The organism is Acinetobacter sp. 1566109 (assembly GCF_000582255.1).
Lineage (GTDB): Bacteria > Pseudomonadota > Gammaproteobacteria > Pseudomonadales > Moraxellaceae > Acinetobacter > Acinetobacter nosocomialis.
Genome location: NZ_JEYB01000005.1, coordinates 19,135 through 35,165, shown reverse-complemented (window position 1 = coordinate 35,165; position 16,031 = coordinate 19,135). Strand labels below are relative to the sequence as shown.

Genomic DNA, 16,031 nt, shown 5'->3' with positions numbered 1-16,031 from the left:
AAAATAAAATTAAAAATGTGACAATGAACATTATAAAAATCATTAAAGCGTCATAATACTGTAACTTATTTGTCATATTTTCTATTCACAATGCAGCTATCGAAGAGCGTACAAGCACTAAACAAAAAGTGACGTACAACCTATTGCATTAATGAGAGAGAACAGAATGCGCTTAAATCCACGTCAAATCGCAATTGCGTTAGCAGTAACTGGGGCCGCTGTAACAACGACTGCAAATGCAGCTCGTGATACGATTCAAATTGCTGGTTCTTCAACTGTATTACCGTTTGCCAGTGTTGTAGCTGAAGAGTTTGGTAATACATTCCCTCAATTTAAAACTCCTGTTGTAGGTTCTGGTGGTTCTTCTGCTGGTTTAAAACAGTTCTGTCAAGGCGTTGGTGACAACACGATCGACGTTGCAAACGCTTCTCGTAAAATTAAAAGCACTGAAATTGAAGCTTGTAACAAAGCTGGTGTAAAACAAATTCAAGAAATCAAAATTGGTTATGACGGTATTGTATTCGCGTCTAGCTCACATAAAGCAGCTTATAAATTAAAACCTTACCATGTGTTTGCTGCTTTAGCTGCACAGTTGCCTTCAAAAGGTAAATTGGTTCCAAACCCATATACAAACTGGAATCAAATCGACAAATCACTTCCTAATGAACCTATTACACTTGTAATTCCTGCGTCTAACCACGGTACGCGTGAAGTTTTCCAAGAGAAAATGGTTGATGCTGGTTGTGAATCATACGAATACTTCAAAAACTTAGATAAAGATGCTCAGAAGAAAGCATGTTCGACTTTCCGTAAAGATGGTCGTGTAATTGAAATTGCTGGTGACTATACAGAAACTTTAGCTCGCTTAAAAACTTCTCCAAGTGCAGTAGGCGTGTTTGGTTTAAGTTTCTATGACATGAACCGTGACAAGTTACGTGTAGCATCAGTAAACAACGTACTTCCTTCTGAGAAAACTGTGTTAAATGGTACATATCCTGTATCTCGCCCATTATTCTTCTATGTGAAAGGCGAACACTTAAAATCAGTTAAAGGTTTACCACAGTATGTAGAATACTTCCTAAGCAAAAAAGCGACTGGTAAAGGTTCTAAAGCTGAGCGTGATGGCTTAATCGCGATGTCTGATGCAGAGCGCGCTAAAGTCCTAGCTGACTTTAAAGCAGGTAAAACTGTTAAATAATTTGTTTTGAATAGGGGCTGGTGATCCCAAGTGATCATCAGCCTTTTTGTCTAACACGTTTTTCCCAAATTATGACAATTGAGAAAACAGTGGAGAATACATGAATCTGCTACTTATCGGTGTGTTGTTAGCCCTTGTGGCAATTGCATATCAACTTGGGCTGAGAAAAAGCCGTAACCTAGCAGGTAAGGGAAGCAACTCAGCGACATTACATTCTCGTCCTGGTTATTATGGCGCACTGGTTGGACTTTGGTGCGGTATCCCTGCTTTTTTAATTTTGATAATTTGGAACTTGGTTGAACCAAATATTTTAAATCATATTATCTTTAATAATATTCCAGCTTCTGTGTCAGCTTCTCTTGATGAAGCAGCAAGAAGTGTACTTGTTGATCGAGTTCAAGCGATTGCTTCTGGTTTTGGGGTAAGTGATCATCCAGCTGCTTATGAGTTGGCTGCTGCTCAGCAATATGCAAAATTTCAAACCATTGGCTCTTTTGCCAAATTTGCTGTTGTTGTTTGTGCTGCATTATTAGGTCTAGTCTGGGCAAAGAAAAAAATTAGCCAAGAATATCGTGCACGTAACCAAGTGGAACGTGCGATTAATGTTGGTTTGATCTTGTGTTCTGGCGTGGCAATTTTGACCACAATCGGCATTGTAATGTCGATGTTTGGCGAAGCAATGCACTTTTTCCATTTTGTAAGTCCAATCGACTTTTTCTTTGGTACAGAGTGGAACCCCGGCTTTAGCACTTCAGGCAATGCCGAAGGTAGCTATGGGTTATTACCATTGCTATGGGGTACGCTCATGGTCAGTGGTATTGCCTTATTGGTTGCAGTACCGGTTGGCTTAATGATTGCCATTTATTTAGCTGAATATGCGTCACCATGGTTGCGCTCATGGGCAAAACCAACGATTGAAGTTTTAGCGGGTATTCCAACAATTGTGTATGGTGTTTTTGCCATGATGATTATTGGTCCATTTTTTAAAGCTGTTGGTGCTCATGTCGGTATTGAAATTAATGCAACCAGTGCTTTGACTGCTGGTTTCGTAATGGGAATCATGATTATCCCGTTCGTTTCATCTTTATCTGATGACATTATTACTCAAGTACCTCGTGCACTTCGTGATGGTTCACTTGGACTTGGCGCAACTAAATCAGAAACAATTCGCCAAGTGGTTTTACCAGCAGCTTTACCGGGCATTACAGGGGCATTTTTATTGGCTGTATCGCGTGCCGTGGGGGAAACCATGATTGTGGTTTTGGCAGCGGGGAACAGTCCACTTCTACATGCAAATCCGTTTGAAGCTGTTTCGACAGTTACCGTAACCATCGTAAAACAGTTAACTGGCGATACCGATTTTGCAAGCCCACAGGCCTTGGTGGCATTTGCATTGGGTTTAACACTCTTTGTAATCACCTTGGGATTAAACATTGTTGCACTGTACATTGTGCGTAAATACCGTGAGCAATACGAATGAGTACATCAAATACATCGTCTCCTATGGATCAGAACGTATTTGATCCACAAGCTGCTGCTCAGGCACGTGATCGCCGTAAAAAAGTCATTGAAAAGTCATTGGCTAAACGTCACCGTAAAGAAAAAGCTTTCCGTATTGCTGGTTTATCAGCAGTGGTTATTGGCCTTGCATTCGTAGCGCTACTGTTTGGTAGTATTTTGGCAAAAGGTTTACCTGCTTTTTGGCAAACCAGTATAAATGTACCAGTTTACTTCGATCCTAAAGTGATTGATGCCGGTCCATTGCCAGTACGTGCACAAGGTGAAACACCTGCTCATTACCAAGAACGTTATGTCGATTGGCAAACAAAAATGGGTATGGTGGATTGGGACAGCCTCATCGTAAATGGAATAGTTGCTAAAGACCCTTCACTTGAGTCACAACGTGATTCTTTACGTAGCCTTTACGCAAGCTCGGAAGCTTATCGTTTACGTGACATGGTATTTGCTGACCCATCACTTATTGGTAAAAAAGAGAATCTTACTTTCTTGGGTGATGCTAACGTAGATGTCTGGTTAAAAGGTAACATTGACCGTTCATTACCAGATGACCAGCAGCAGCTCGATCCGGAAATCCGTAAGCTCGCAGATGATTTGAAAGCAAAAGGTATTCTTGAAAATACATTTAATACTAACTTATTTAAGAATCCGGATTCTCGTAGCTCACCAGCAATTAGTGGTCTTGCAGGTGCATTCATGGGTTCATTGTTCATGATGTTGATTGTGATCATTATCTCGATCCCAATTGGTGTTGCCAGCGCTATCTATCTTGAAGAGTTTGCTCCAAAGAATTTTATTACCGACATCATTGAGGTCAACATTAATAACCTTGCTGCTGTTCCTTCAATTGTATTCGGTTTACTTGGTGCTGCAATTTTCATTGGTTGGATGCATTTACCATTATCAGCTCCATTTGTCGGTGGTTTGGTATTAAGTTTAATGACATTACCGACAGTCATTATTACAACACGTGCTTCTTTAAAAGCTGTACCTCCATCAATTCGACAAGCTGCTCTTGGTTTAGGGGCATCTAAAGTACAAACTGTTTTCCACCATGTTTTACCTTTGGCTATGCCGGGCATCATGACAGGTTCAATTATTGGTGTGGCACATGCGCTTGGTGAAACTGCACCGTTACTTTTAATCGGAATGAGTGCATTCGTTGCAAGTATTCCATCAACTCCATTTGATCAAGCAACTGCTTTACCTGTTCAAGTTTACTTATGGCAAGGTAATGAGTTGCGTAACTTCTTCGAAGGCCGTACAGCTGCTGCGATTATCGTACTCCTTGCATTAATGATTGGTTTAAACAGCCTTGCAATTTGGTTACGTAAAAAGTTCGAAGTGCGTTGGTAATAGAGGATAAATAATGAATACTATCGATATTACGAATTCCTTAGAAAAGGATAAGTTAGTGAATACTGAACAATCTCCACTTACAGATACACAACTGCATCATGGCACTTCGTATGTTTCGCATTTTGAGCCACATACTTCAAAAAAGCCAAACTCAACCGAAATCAAGATCAGTGCACAAGATGCCCATGTTTATTATGGTGACTTCGAAGCGATTAAAGGCATTGATTTAGATATCTATCAAAATGAAGTGATTGCATTTATCGGACCATCAGGTTGTGGTAAATCGACTTTCCTACGTACCTTAAACCGTATGAATGACACAATTGATGGTTGTCGTGTAACAGGTAAGATCACTTTAGATGACAAAAATATCTATGATCCGAATCTGGACGTTGTATTGCTACGTGCTCAGGTGGGTATGGTATTCCAAAAGCCAAACCCGTTTCCTAAGTCTATTTTTGATAACGTTGCATATGGACCAAAGCTACATGGTTTAGCACGTGACAAATATGACCTAGAAGAAATTGTTGAAAATAGCTTGCGTAAAGCGGGCTTATGGGAAGAAGTGAAAGACCGTTTGAATCAGCCGGGTACAGGCTTATCTGGTGGTCAGCAACAACGTTTATGTATTGCACGTACGATTGCGGTAAGTCCTGAAGTCATTTTGATGGATGAACCATGTTCTGCACTTGACCCAATTGCAACAGCAAAAGTGGAAGAGCTTATTTCAGAACTTTCTGATCAATATACGATTGTGATTGTAACGCACTCAATGCAACAAGCAGCACGTGTTTCAGACCGTACAGCTTACTTCCATTTAGGTGATTTGATCGAAGTAAACTCTACAGAAAAAGTATTTACGCAACCTGACCATCAATTGACAGAAGCGTACATTACTGGCCGTTTCGGTTAATTTCTAGCTGTAAAAGAAAAAGAGCCTTGTGCTCTTTTTTTTATTTAATAAATGAAAATGAATCTATTTTGCAAAATCGCTATTGAATTTTATTCAAAAGAACCACATCTTAAGGCTATAAAGACAAACTTATGAGCATAGAATTTTATGTTATTCCATTTGCCTAAACTCCCTGCGGAAATACGTGTTAGTCATTTAAATGCACGTGTAAATGAACAGAGAAAAAAAATTGCACAAACGACAGCAAGCCGTTTAGAGCTTTTACAATTGGCTCAACAACTTGCAAAAGAAGCTAAAATCCGCCGTAAGAACAATCAGAAGATTTTTGTTTTAGATTTTAAAGGTGACATTCAAGCATCTGCGGTTGAAAACCTTCGTGAAGAAATCACACTTATTTTAGCTACAGCTAAAGCTGGACGTGACCGCGTAGTGGTACGTCTTGAAAGTCCGGGTGGTATGGTTCATGGTTATGGACTGGCAGCAGCTCAGTTAGTTCGTTTGCGTGATGCAGGTTTTCATTTAACGATCTCTGTCGACAAAGTCGCTGCAAGTGGTGGTTATATGATGGCTTGTATTGCAAATGAAATTATTTCTGCACCATTTGCTGTTGTTGGTTCGATTGGTGTCGTTGCTCAGGTTCCAAATTTCAATCGTCTTTTAAAAGAGCATAACGTTGACTTCGAACTTTACACAGCAGGGCAATATAAGCGTACTGTGACTATGTTCGGTGAAAATACACCTGAAGGTAAGGCGAAGTTTGAAGAAGAGCTACAACAAACACATATCTTGTTTAAGCACTTTGTAGAGAAGTATCGTCCACAGCTTAATGTAGACAAAGTTGCTACAGGTGAGCATTGGTATGGACAAGATGCACTTGATTTAAACCTTGTAGATAAACTAGAAACTTCTGATGAGTATCTATTAGCGTTGTTACCTCAGCATGATGTCTATGTGATTAATACACGTAAAAAGGCAACTTTGGGTGAAAAGTTAGGTCTACAAGCGGCCCAAATGGCGGATAGTTTGATTCCAGCGGTAATGAATAAAGTTGCAGATACATTGGCAAAAGCGAATTCAACTTTGGTGCAAATGCGCGATACGAAATTTTAATTAAAATATTTTTTAACGAAAGAGTACCTTTATAGGTGCTCTTTTTTTATGGGAGCCATTAAACCAATTTGATTAATATTTGTTTAAGTTTCAATTGCCAAAGTTGTGGTTATTTTTAAATTTTTGAGTCTTGTGATGTCAAAAACTTTATCTCATATTGATATTCTTATAAGAATCTTGCACATCATTATTATGGTTGCGTTTGTTGGTGCTTATTTTACAGGAGAGAGTGTAATAAAAAAGCGAAGCCTAAGCTTCGCTTTTATCAACTTTTTTAATTAGATTTTGCTAATTAAATCGTTAATTTGTTTTGCTTGTTCAGCTGCATTACCTGTATAAGTTGCAGGTGTAAGCTCAGCTAAACGAGCACGCTCTTCGCTTGGTACTTGAGCAAGTTCATTACCATTTACGAAATCAACCATCATGTCGCGAGTCATTGCTTGGCCACGAGTTAAAGCTTTTAACTTCTCATATGGTTTTTCAACGTTATAACGACGCATAACTGTTTGAATTGGCTCTGCAAGAACTTCTTGAGCTTGGTCAAGATCTTCATTCAAGCGGTTTGCATTCAATTCAAGTTTGCCAATACCTTTTAAGCAAGCATCAAAAGCAATTAAGCTTTGAGCAAAACCAACACCCATGTTACGAAGTACAGTTGAGTCAGTTAAGTCACGCTGCCAGCGAGAAATTGGTAATTTTTCGCCTAAGTGAGCCAACACAGCATTTGCAATGCCTAAGTTACCTTCAGAGTTTTCAAAGTCAATCGGGTTAACTTTGTGCGGCATAGTTGAAGAACCAACTTCACCTTCTTTAAGTTTTTGTTTGAAGTAACCTAAAGAGATATAACCCCATACGTCACGGTTAAAGTCGATCAAAATTGTATTGTAACGACGTAACGCATCAAATAATTCAGCCATGTAGTCATGTGGCTCAATTTGAGTTGTGTATGGGTTAAATGTTAAACCTAAAGATTCAACAAAAGCTTGTGAGTGCGCTGGCCAATCAACATCTGGGTAAGCAGAAAGGTGAGCATTGTAGTTACCTACTGCACCATTGATTTTGCCGAGTAACTCAACATTTTCAAATTGCTTGATTTGGCGAGCTAAACGATATGCAACGTTCGCCATTTCTTTACCCAAAGTTGTTGGGCTAGCAGTTTGACCATGTGTACGAGACAACATCGGTTGTTCAGCATGAGTCGTTGCTAAAGCAGAAATTGCATTTAAAATTTGCTTCATGCTTGATACTAAAACTTCACGACCGTTTTTAAGCATAAGCGCATGAGACAAGTTATTGATGTCTTCTGATGTACAAGCGAAGTGAATGAACTCACCCGCATTTTGTAATTCAGCAATACCAGCAATTTTCTCTTTCAAGAAATATTCAACTGCTTTTACGTCATGGTTAGTTGTACGTTCAATTTCTTTAATGCGATTCGCATCTTCTTCAGAGAAGTTGCTCACGATTGCATCTAGAGCTGCATTTGTTTCAGCTGAGAAAGGAGCAACTTCAATAATTTCTGGACGATTAGAAAGCGCTTGTAACCAACGCACTTCTACAGTGACACGAGCATGAATTAAACCAAACTCAGAAAGAAAAGGGCGTAGCGCATCACATTTGCTGGCATAACGTCCATCTAATGGTGATAGTGCGGTTAAAGCGTTCATAACGATTCCTTAATGCTGGAATAAACATAAAACAAAAATAATCTCGTTACAGACTTAGATAACTTGGTACTGTAAGCGAGCAAGTGCTTGAATATCCTGTAGCAATTTACGTTTGCTAAAAATCATATTCCATGAACTACCGCCGAGTTGTCGCCATAAATGAGCCATTTGTAGCCCTGTAAACAGACAAGCACGAATACGGTTGGTATGGTTGGTATCTTTAAATGCCTCAGCATTACCACGAACAAGAATGCGTGGATTAATTTGCCCGGCAGTATCAACATAGGTTTGTGCCAAATTGGCTAAAATGCTGGGGTGTAAATAGTTATTATCGAAAAAAGAAAGCTGTTTTAAAATCTTCTGCTGCGCTTTTTCAATAATCGCCACATATTCAGGATTGCTATAGACCTTCTTTTCTAATTGCAAAAGTGACATTGCGTAAGACATAGGAAGCTTTGCACTACGCATTTTAGGTAAACGAGACTTAGGCGCATTGGTAAAAGGCTGGGTAATACAATTTTCGAGTGTTTTAAGACCTAACGAAATATCAGCCAGTTGATTAAAAAAATCTAAAGTCTGAACGTTATTATTATTTGTTGTCGGGCGAATATTTAAACTCGCCTTTATTAATAACTCAAAATAGAAGTTACCACTTTCACCAATACTTTGCTGACCTGTCATAGCAGTCATATGTGTAAGCTGGGTCGCTTGGAATACCCCAGCTAAAGCAAGGGCACGGTTTTGGCGAACATTCAAGGCTTGTGATTGTTGAAAGGGTAACTCCACCATGCCACTCATTCCCTTAAATAAAATTTGGTGTAGGGGCATTTGTATGGTGAATCACACCCCCGCCTAGGCAAACTTCATCTGAATAAAATACAACACTTTGACCCGGTGTAACTGCGCGTTGAGGTTCATCAAACTCAACACGAATACCGTGTTCACTATTTTCATCAATAAACACTGTGCAAGCCTGATCAGGCTGGCGGTAGCGTGTTTTAGCGGTACAACGTAATCCTTCAGCTGGAATATGTTGTTCACCTGCTACCCAGTCAATGGACTCACTCCAAAGCTGTGTACTTTGCATCAGTGGGTGTTCATGTCCTTGGCCTACAACTAAACGGTTATTGGCAACGTCTTTATGAAGTACAAACCATGCACCTTCAGCTGCACCTTTCATACCGCCCAGACCAATACCACCACGCTGACCGAGCGTATAGTACATCAGACCGTGATGTTCACCAACTTCTTTACCATTATCCAGCACAATTTTACCTGGTTGAGCGGGTAAATATTGTTTAAGGAAGTCATTAAAACGGCGTTCACCGATAAAACATATACCAGTTGAATCTTTTTTCTTCGCAGTTGCTAAGTCCAGCTCTTCGGCAATTCTACGAACTTCCGGTTTTTCAATTTCGCCAACAGGGAAGAGCGTTTTATTAATTTCACGGCCATGCACTGCATGCAAGAAATAAGTTTGATCTTTATTATTATCTAAACCACGTAATAAAGGTGCATATGCTTCACCTTTAGAGTTATATGCAGTTTCAGCACGACGAGCATAGTGACCTGTTGCAATAAAGTCAGCACCTAAAGTCATGGCATGGTCTAAAAATGCGCGGAACTTAATTTCTTTATTACATAAGATGTCTGGGTTTGGGGTACGACCAGCTGCATATTCAGCCAAGAAGTGTTCGAATACACGATCCCAATATTCCATCGCAAAGTTTGCAGTGTGAAGTTTAATACCGATTTTATCTGCTACTGCTTGAGCATCGGCTAAATCTTCCATTGCTGTACAGTATTCCGTGCCGTCATCTTCCTCCCAGTTTTTCATGAAGAGACCTTCAACTTGATAACCCTGTTGAAGTAAGAGTGCCGCAGAAACAGATGAATCTACGCCACCAGACATACCGACGATGACACGTTGTTGCATAGGACTAGGCATCCAAATGAGAAGTTAATGAGGGAGAGAAAGGGTGCTCATAAATAAGAGCTAAAGGATAATGGAGACCTTTTATGGCATCTTCAATCGCTTTAATGACCAGAGGACTACGAGCGCGGGCAGATTCTTGAAGCTCATCTAGAGTCATCCAGACAGCAGAAACAATACCTGTATCAAGTTTTGGGTCGCTTTCGACATGAGTGACATGTGCTAAAAAGCAGAAGCGATAGTAAGTACGGTCCGGAAACATAGGTGGGGTATATGTATAAATACCAAGTAAGGCATCTATATCAACATGATGACCCGTTTCTTCAAGTGTTTCACGAATAGCCGCTTCTATTAGCGTTTCACCACATTCCACATGACCAGCAGGTTGATTAAACACAGTGTGTACAAAACCTTCGCTATGTTCTTCGACAAAAAGATAACGTCCATCTTTTTCTACGACTGTAGCGACAGTGACATGAGGAGTCCATGCGGCCATAAAAAAGCACCATGAATTTAAAAGTCGTATGATACGAAATTTAGGGGTTTTTGGCTACGGTGATCTTACAAACGATAGAGAACTATAAAAGCTCTATCGTTTGAAAAATTGAGTATGTACTAATTGGTTTGGTTATCTTTATGGTTATTTTGCACTTTTACATAATGTCTTGCTGAGTAAGGTAAAAATGCCAATTCTTTTTCAGTTAGAGGACGTACTTGCTGTACTGGACTTCCAACGTAGAGATAACCACTTTTTAAGACTTTACGAGGTGGAACTAAACTTCCCGCACCAATCATTACATCATCTTCAATAACGACATCATCTAAAATGACGGTATTGATCCCGACTAGTACGCGGTTGCCAATTGTACAGCCATGTAAAGTCACATGATGACCCACCGTCACATCTTCACCAATAATAAGAGGTGAACCATTAGGCTTGGCATCATTTTTATGGCTGACATGTAACATACAATGGTCTTGTACATTACTATTTTTACCAATTTGAATACTATTTACATCTCCGCGAATGACTGCAAAAGGCCATACCGAAACATTTTCGGCCAATTTAACATCACCGACAACCACGGACATTTCATCAATGTAACAACTTGGATCAATTTGTGGATGATGATCTAAATAAGGACGGATGTTTTTTGTCATGAGAAGCATCAAAATAAAATTTAATAGAAGTATAAAATAAAAAAGCACTCAAGCTAATAGCATGAGTGCTTAATTGAACTATTCTAAAATTAGAATAAGTTACTAAAGAATTGTTTGATATGGTCGATCATGCGTGCAAAGAAGCCTGCTTCTTCAACTGGTTTTAATGCAACAAGAGGTTTTTCAGCAATGACCTTGCCATCTAAACTTGCAACAAGTTTACCCACCACTTGGCCTTTTTGAAGAGGGGCATTTAAATTTGGTTGAACAACCAATTGAGTTTTTATACCACCTGCTTTGCCTTTAGGCATAGTGACATTGAAGTTCTCTGCTAAACCAATTTGAACTTCATTTTCTTTACCGAACCATACTTTAGCTTTTGCAAGAACTTGGTTTGCAGGTTGAACATTTGCAGTTTCAAAGTTCGCAAAGCCCCAAGACAACAACGCGCGTGTTTGGTTAGCACGTTCATTAACGCTGTCAGTACCAAAAATAACTGAGATTAAGCGCATTGGGCCACGTTTACTTGAAGTTGTTAAGCAGTAACCAGCTTCATCTGTATGGCCTGTTTTTAAACCGTCAACACTTGGGTCGGTATAAAGTAACGCATTACGGTTACCTTGCTTGATACCGTTAAATGTAAATTCTTTCTCAGAGTAAATTGGATAGTATCTTGAGCTGTCTTTAATAATATGTTGAGCTAGAACAGCCATATCTTTTGCAGTTGAATAATGACCTTCTGCAGGTAAGCCCGTAGAGTTCATAAACTGGGTATTTGTCATACCAATACGTTTTGCTTCCTGGTTCATGAGGTGAGCAAAAGTACCTTCATTTCCTGCAATATGTTCAGCCATTGCTTTTGACGCATCATTACCAGACTGAATGATAATACCTCGAAGCATTTCTAAAACTGTTGCAGTGCCATTTAATGGTACATACATACATGATTCAGCGCTGCTTCCTTTACACCAAGCAGATTCGTTCATACGAACCTTTTCATTCTCGGTAAGCTCACCTTTTAATAGTTTTTGTTCAATGATGTAGCTTGTCATCATTTTAGTCATAGAAGCAGGCGCAAGCTTTTCATTTTCATTTTTAGAAGCGAGAATCTGTCCTGTCTCGTAATCCATTAATACATAAGACTTATTATTTAATTCTGGCGGAGCTGATAAGACAGTTGCTGCATAAGAAAAACTTGGTGAGAGGAGGAGTGCAGCAATAGCGCTTTTTCGAGTCATTCTAGGTAATTCCAATATCTTGTGTGAAGCAGAAGAGCCTAGCATTTTAGGACAAAGCAAAGCCGACTTCTATGGGGGAAGTCGGCTTTTTCAAACAGTATTGTAACTAGAGAGTTTTTAACTAATTTAGTTTTGCGATTGATAAGCTTTTACGTCTTGACAAACTAACTTGTTTTGCTCGTTACCAGCAGCTTTTGCATCATTACGTGCTTCTTTTAAGACTTTCTTGAAACTTTTGTCTTTGCTACGTTTTTCTAAAGCTGCAACTGGGTCTGCTTCATTTGGTAAATAATCTTTCACAAGGCGCTCATAACCTTGGGCAAATTCAGCATCTTTTTTGCCAATTAAACTTGGACAAATTTCAGAAAGTACTTGAATTGCTGCTAATTCTTCGGGTGTAGTCCCTTTGGTCGGCGTAACTTCAACAACATTTTCATTTTCAGTTTTCTTTTCAGCTGTTTTTTTCTTGTCAGCAGCATAACCCACTGTTGCCATTGTCATGAGTAAAACAACAGAAAGTGATTGAACTAAGCTTTTTTTCATAAACATGGATAACCTGAAACAAAAATTTGAAATATGCCGATAGCTTAAACAATTTAAACGCTAAAAAAATGGAAAAAATGTATTGTTATGTAGGTTTTCTGCTTTACATAAACAGAAAACCCTTCAAAGAAAAGCGTATTGAGTCAAATAAGCTTAATCTTTGTAATTTACCACTTCCTGACAAAGTTCGTGTTGCTCATGGTGATCCATTTCTTTTGCCGCTTGGCGAGCTTCACTTAAAAGTGTCTTGTATTCTGCATCATTTTGTAGGGCAGAAAAGGTAATTGACTTATTGGAATAACCACCAAGGTACATTGCAATAATCTTTTTAGTATTCGTTTCAAGATTTTTATTTGCGCCAACAAAACTAGGGCAAATTTCTTGTAAAACTTGAGTAGATGCAATGTCATCTTTAATTAAGCTATCAGCTTCTTGTGTCGAGATACCCTCATCAGCAAAAACCGTTTGCGTACACAATGTGATACTGATCCCCAATACTTGAAAAAAAGGAGCGAAAGTTTTCATTTTTTCACAATTTTATAATGCTATGGAGGCATAAATATATATAATTCAACAAATAATTCAATTGAGAAAACCTTCGGGTTTATTTGTCGAGAAAGATTTTTTGTGAATATTCTAATTGCGAATGATGACGGTGTATTTGCACCAGGTATACAGGCTTTAGCTGAAGCGTTAAAACCATTAGGCCGTGTTGTAGTAGTTGCTCCAGAAAGTGAAAGAAGTGGATTTTCGAGCGCGTTAACGTTAGATCGCCCTTTACGTCCTATTCAAATTGCTGAAGATGTATGGGCTGTAAATGGAACGCCAGCCGATTGCGTCTATTTATCTATGAATGGATTGTTTGATTTCGAATTTGACTTGGTGGTTAGTGGAATCAACAGTGGTGCAAACTTAGGTGATGATGTTCTGTATTCGGGAACAGTCGGCGCTGCATTTGAAGGACGCTTAATGAAACAGCCTGCAATTGCGGTTTCTTTAGCGGGTTCTGATGTGCGTTCATACAACCATAAAGATGATTATGCGCAAGCAGCCAAATGGGTACATGACTTTATTGCCAAAGGTTTACCTGCGCTACCACCTCGACATATTTTTAATATTAATATTCCGGATGTACCTCAGTTGAAAGGTACACAAATTACCTATCAAGGACGCCGTGCTCAGTCTAAACCCATCACAAGTCATGTCGACCCAAGAGGAAGACAGGTCTACTGGATTGGTCTGGCAGGTGAAGCAGTTACGGACCCGCAGCGTATTGCTAGCCAGATTCAATCTGACTTTTTTGCGGTTGCAAACGGTTTTGTGAGTGTGACCCCAATTCAGATGGATGCAACAAACTATGCGGTTTTAGAGGATTTGCAGGCAAGCTTGGGTCAATAATTTGGCCCGAATGTTATAACTTTGTGAATATAGAAAAAGAGGAACATGTTTCCTCTTACTTTTTTGGTACTCTTAGCCGAAATGATTTGTAGCATTTAGTGAGGGAGATCGATGCATTTAACTGGGCAACAAAGCAGATCGCATATTCAAAGAGACAATATAATGAAAATTATGATGTTGTCTGTAGCTGTAGGTTTTACTGTTGCAATGGCAGGATGTGCTTCTAAACCACAAATTAATAATAGTTCTCGCTATTCAATGGCTCCTAACTATTACACCGTTCGTTCAGGTGATACTTTAAGTGGCATTGCAATGCGTTATGGTTTGGACTATCTCAGTATTGCAGAGATGAATGATATTGCTCCGCCATATCGTATTTATGTTAATCAATCATTACGATTGAAAAAATCTTCTTCACCAAAAACCGTGTCGACACAAGTCATGGCGCAACAAGAGCCAATTAAGCGCCAAACAATTGCATTACCGACAACCACAACTCCGCCAACAACAACGGTTACTACACCGCCGCCAAGAACAGTTGCACCAACAACCAATACTAGCGTAGGGGCTTCAATTCCAAGTTCAAGCTTGCGTTGGGTGAAACCAAATAATGGTCCGGTTATCCAAGGATTTAATTTGGCGAATAATGTCAAAGGAATTCGTTACGGTGGTAACCAAGGTGATCCTATTTATGCGGCAGCTGACGGTCAAGTTGTATACGCAGCCGATGGTTTAAAAGAATACGGTAATCTCGTTTTAATCAAACATATTGATGGCTATATCAGTGCGTATGCCCACAATAGCAAGATGATGGTGAAGAGTGGAGACAATGTAACCGCAGGCCAAAAGATTGCTGAAATGGGATCTTCAGGGGCTTCTCGTGTCATGCTTGAGTTCCAAATTCGCCTTGACGGTAAACCAATCAATCCGGCAAATCTTTTACCAAATTAGCTAATGCAATAAATATAGGTTTCCTCGTATAATGTAATTGGTTGCTTTCATTACAACAATAAGCATTTTTTATAAATTTAGAATTAGATTTGAGGAAACCTATGTTAGATCAGCTTCGTGCGATGGGTGTTTTTGCTTGTGTGGTTGAAAAAAGTTCATTTAGTGGTGCGGCACGTGAATTAGGCATTACAACAAGTGCTGTCAGTCAGCAAATACGTTCTCTTGAAAATGAAATGGATGTAATTTTATTACACCGTTCTACTCGAAAACTTAGTTTGACAGAGGCTGGACAGGCTTTTTTCTCAAGTTGCCAAGAAATGTTGGCAGCAGCAGAAAGAGGCAAAATCAGAATCAATGAATTGCGAGATGACTTGATTGGTGATTTGCGTATTGCAACAACCCCAGACTTAGCAGTTCAGCACATTATTCCTGCTTTATCTCATTGGATGTCTGCCCATCGCGGTTTATCTGTTCATTTTGAAGTGGGGCATCGTTATATCGACTTAATTGAAGAGCGAATTGATATTGCAGTACGTATGAGCTCTAAGCCAGTAGAAGAGAGTAGTTCTGTAGTTCCTATGGCTTTTGTCGATCAGATTTTGGTAGCCTCTCCCAGCTATCTCAATCAATCAAGCCCGATTTTGCATCCCAACGATTTAAACAACCATGAGTTGCTTTCTATCAATGCAATGAACGAATCACGCACTTTTAACTTCCAGCATGCTAAAACAGGTGAAAAATTAAATATTGAGATGGTAAGCCGTTTGCAAAGTAATAATTTGCAAGTTGCTAAAGCCTTATGTCAGCAAGGACATGGTATTGCTAGAATTTTATATTTAGATGCTCAAAAAGAGTTGAAGGCTGGTTCTTTAATTGAAATTCTTCCAGATTGGAAACTCCCGGCTTTCACTTTATATGCAGAGATCGCCAAACACGATCAACAGCCAATGAAGATTCAGCGTTGTGTTGAAGCGCTTAAACAGTATTTTAGTCAATTGGCTGGCGGAAGGGCCATGCAAATTGTTCGCTAATTTTACCTTAT

The 16,031-nt window shown here is 39.3% G+C and carries 16 protein-coding genes; 8 read left to right on the top strand and 8 right to left on the bottom strand.

The window, feature by feature from the left end:
• Window positions 1-166 precede the first annotated feature (166 nt).
• The 5 genes from J582_RS08125 (at window position 167) to sohB (ending at window position 6,098) form a co-directional block, all read left to right on the top strand.
• Window positions 167-1,198, top strand: a complete 1,032-nt coding sequence (locus tag J582_RS08125; protein WP_004707648.1) for a substrate-binding domain-containing protein — start codon at window positions 167-169, stop codon at window positions 1,196-1,198.
• 100 nt (window positions 1,199-1,298) lie between these two features.
• On the top strand, window positions 1,299-2,678 hold the full coding sequence (pstC, locus tag J582_RS08120) for a phosphate ABC transporter permease subunit PstC (protein ID WP_004707651.1): 1,380 nt from the start codon (window positions 1,299-1,301) through the stop codon (window positions 2,676-2,678).
• The gene (gene pstA, locus J582_RS08115; RefSeq protein WP_032047707.1) at window positions 2,675-4,072 is read left to right on the top strand and encodes a phosphate ABC transporter permease PstA; all 1,398 of its coding nucleotides are present in this window, start codon (window positions 2,675-2,677) and stop codon (window positions 4,070-4,072) included. The genes pstC and pstA overlap by 4 nt, the downstream gene beginning before the upstream one ends.
• A 13-nt stretch (window positions 4,073-4,085) precedes the next feature.
• Window positions 4,086-4,988, top strand: a complete 903-nt coding sequence (gene pstB / locus J582_RS08110) for a phosphate ABC transporter ATP-binding protein PstB (RefSeq protein ID WP_002052705.1) — start codon at window positions 4,086-4,088, stop codon at window positions 4,986-4,988.
• A gap of 147 nt (window positions 4,989-5,135) precedes the next feature.
• Window positions 5,136-6,098 carry a protease SohB gene (gene sohB, locus J582_RS08105; RefSeq protein WP_031981781.1) on the top strand — a complete coding sequence of 321 codons (963 nt, stop codon included), beginning with the start codon at window positions 5,136-5,138 and terminating at the stop codon, window positions 6,096-6,098.
• A gap of 278 nt (window positions 6,099-6,376) precedes the next feature.
• Here the strand turns inward: sohB and purB are convergent, their stop codons facing one another.
• The 8 genes from purB to J582_RS08065 all read right to left on the bottom strand — a co-directional run bounded on the left by purB (window position 6,377) and on the right by J582_RS08065 (window position 13,165).
• Window positions 6,377-7,765 (bottom strand): adenylosuccinate lyase, encoded by a 1,389-nt coding sequence (gene purB, locus J582_RS08100; protein ID WP_002052704.1) that lies wholly within the window; start codon window positions 7,763-7,765, stop codon window positions 6,377-6,379.
• A 54-nt stretch (window positions 7,766-7,819) separates the two neighbouring features.
• On the bottom strand, window positions 7,820-8,554 hold the full coding sequence (hflD, locus tag J582_RS08095) for a high frequency lysogenization protein HflD (RefSeq protein ID WP_031981787.1): 735 nt from the start codon (window positions 8,552-8,554) through the stop codon (window positions 7,820-7,822).
• A gap of 13 nt (window positions 8,555-8,567) precedes the next feature.
• The gene (gene mnmA / locus J582_RS08090) at window positions 8,568-9,701 is read right to left on the bottom strand and encodes a tRNA 2-thiouridine(34) synthase MnmA (protein WP_031981789.1); all 1,134 of its coding nucleotides are present in this window, start codon (window positions 9,699-9,701) and stop codon (window positions 8,568-8,570) included.
• A 4-nt stretch (window positions 9,702-9,705) separates the two neighbouring features.
• The gene (locus tag J582_RS08085; protein ID WP_031981790.1) at window positions 9,706-10,194 is read right to left on the bottom strand and encodes an NUDIX hydrolase; all 489 of its coding nucleotides are present in this window, start codon (window positions 10,192-10,194) and stop codon (window positions 9,706-9,708) included.
• Between the two features lie 119 nt (window positions 10,195-10,313).
• The gene (locus J582_RS08080) at window positions 10,314-10,859 is read right to left on the bottom strand and encodes a gamma carbonic anhydrase family protein (protein WP_004707665.1); all 546 of its coding nucleotides are present in this window, start codon (window positions 10,857-10,859) and stop codon (window positions 10,314-10,316) included.
• 89 nt (window positions 10,860-10,948) lie between these two features.
• Entirely contained in the window at window positions 10,949-12,097 is a 1,149-nt protein-coding gene (dacC, locus tag J582_RS08075) for a D-alanyl-D-alanine carboxypeptidase PBP5/6 (protein ID WP_031981791.1), read from the bottom strand.
• Window positions 12,098-12,223: 126 nt separating this feature from the next.
• Window positions 12,224-12,646, bottom strand: a complete 423-nt coding sequence (locus J582_RS08070) for an MCR_0457 family protein (RefSeq protein WP_002052886.1) — start codon at window positions 12,644-12,646, stop codon at window positions 12,224-12,226.
• 147 nt (window positions 12,647-12,793) lie between these two features.
• Window positions 12,794-13,165 (bottom strand): MCR_0457 family protein, encoded by a 372-nt coding sequence (locus J582_RS08065; RefSeq protein ID WP_004886002.1) that lies wholly within the window; start codon window positions 13,163-13,165, stop codon window positions 12,794-12,796.
• Between the two features lie 102 nt (window positions 13,166-13,267).
• On the opposite strand from J582_RS08065, the gene surE reads away from it, so the two are divergent.
• From surE to J582_RS08050, 3 genes are all read left to right on the top strand, one after another.
• Window positions 13,268-14,038: a 5'/3'-nucleotidase SurE gene (gene surE, locus J582_RS08060; protein ID WP_002052561.1), complete on the top strand. Its 771-nt coding sequence runs from the start codon at window positions 13,268-13,270 to the stop codon at window positions 14,036-14,038.
• 111 nt (window positions 14,039-14,149) lie between these two features.
• Window positions 14,150-14,989 (top strand): peptidoglycan DD-metalloendopeptidase family protein, encoded by an 840-nt coding sequence (locus tag J582_RS08055; RefSeq protein ID WP_016804676.1) that lies wholly within the window; start codon window positions 14,150-14,152, stop codon window positions 14,987-14,989.
• Window positions 14,990-15,090: 101 nt separating this feature from the next.
• A complete protein-coding gene (locus J582_RS08050; RefSeq protein WP_031981793.1) occupies window positions 15,091-16,020 on the top strand; it encodes a LysR family transcriptional regulator in 930 nt (309 codons plus the stop codon).
• Window positions 16,021-16,031 lie beyond the last annotated feature (11 nt).

Excerpts from the sequence above, each read along its gene's own strand:
- pstA (WP_032047707.1), top strand. The coding sequence starts at position 2,675 with ATGAGTACATCAAATACATCGTCTCCTATGGATCAGAACGTATTTGAT.
- J582_RS08125 (WP_004707648.1), top strand. The coding sequence starts at position 167 with ATGCGCTTAAATCCACGTCAAATCGCAATTGCGTTAGCAGTAACTGGG.
- hflD (WP_031981787.1), bottom strand. The coding sequence starts at position 8,554 with ATGGTGGAGTTACCCTTTCAACAATCACAAGCCTTGAATGTTCGCCAA.
- sohB (WP_031981781.1), top strand. The coding sequence starts at position 5,136 with ATGTTATTCCATTTGCCTAAACTCCCTGCGGAAATACGTGTTAGTCAT.
- J582_RS08065 (WP_004886002.1), bottom strand. The coding sequence starts at position 13,165 with ATGAAAACTTTCGCTCCTTTTTTTCAAGTATTGGGGATCAGTATCACA.
- J582_RS08080 (WP_004707665.1), bottom strand. The coding sequence starts at position 10,859 with ATGACAAAAAACATCCGTCCTTATTTAGATCATCATCCACAAATTGAT.
- J582_RS08085 (WP_031981790.1), bottom strand. The coding sequence starts at position 10,194 with ATGGCCGCATGGACTCCTCATGTCACTGTCGCTACAGTCGTAGAAAAA.
- J582_RS08055 (WP_016804676.1), top strand. The coding sequence starts at position 14,150 with ATGCATTTAACTGGGCAACAAAGCAGATCGCATATTCAAAGAGACAAT.
- pstB (WP_002052705.1), top strand. The coding sequence starts at position 4,086 with ATGAATACTATCGATATTACGAATTCCTTAGAAAAGGATAAGTTAGTG.
- dacC (WP_031981791.1), bottom strand. The coding sequence starts at position 12,097 with ATGACTCGAAAAAGCGCTATTGCTGCACTCCTCCTCTCACCAAGTTTT.
- J582_RS08050 (WP_031981793.1), top strand. The coding sequence starts at position 15,091 with ATGTTAGATCAGCTTCGTGCGATGGGTGTTTTTGCTTGTGTGGTTGAA.
- pstC (WP_004707651.1), top strand. The coding sequence starts at position 1,299 with ATGAATCTGCTACTTATCGGTGTGTTGTTAGCCCTTGTGGCAATTGCA.
- mnmA (WP_031981789.1), bottom strand. The coding sequence starts at position 9,701 with ATGCAACAACGTGTCATCGTCGGTATGTCTGGTGGCGTAGATTCATCT.
- purB (WP_002052704.1), bottom strand. The coding sequence starts at position 7,765 with ATGAACGCTTTAACCGCACTATCACCATTAGATGGACGTTATGCCAGC.
- J582_RS08070 (WP_002052886.1), bottom strand. The coding sequence starts at position 12,646 with ATGTTTATGAAAAAAAGCTTAGTTCAATCACTTTCTGTTGTTTTACTC.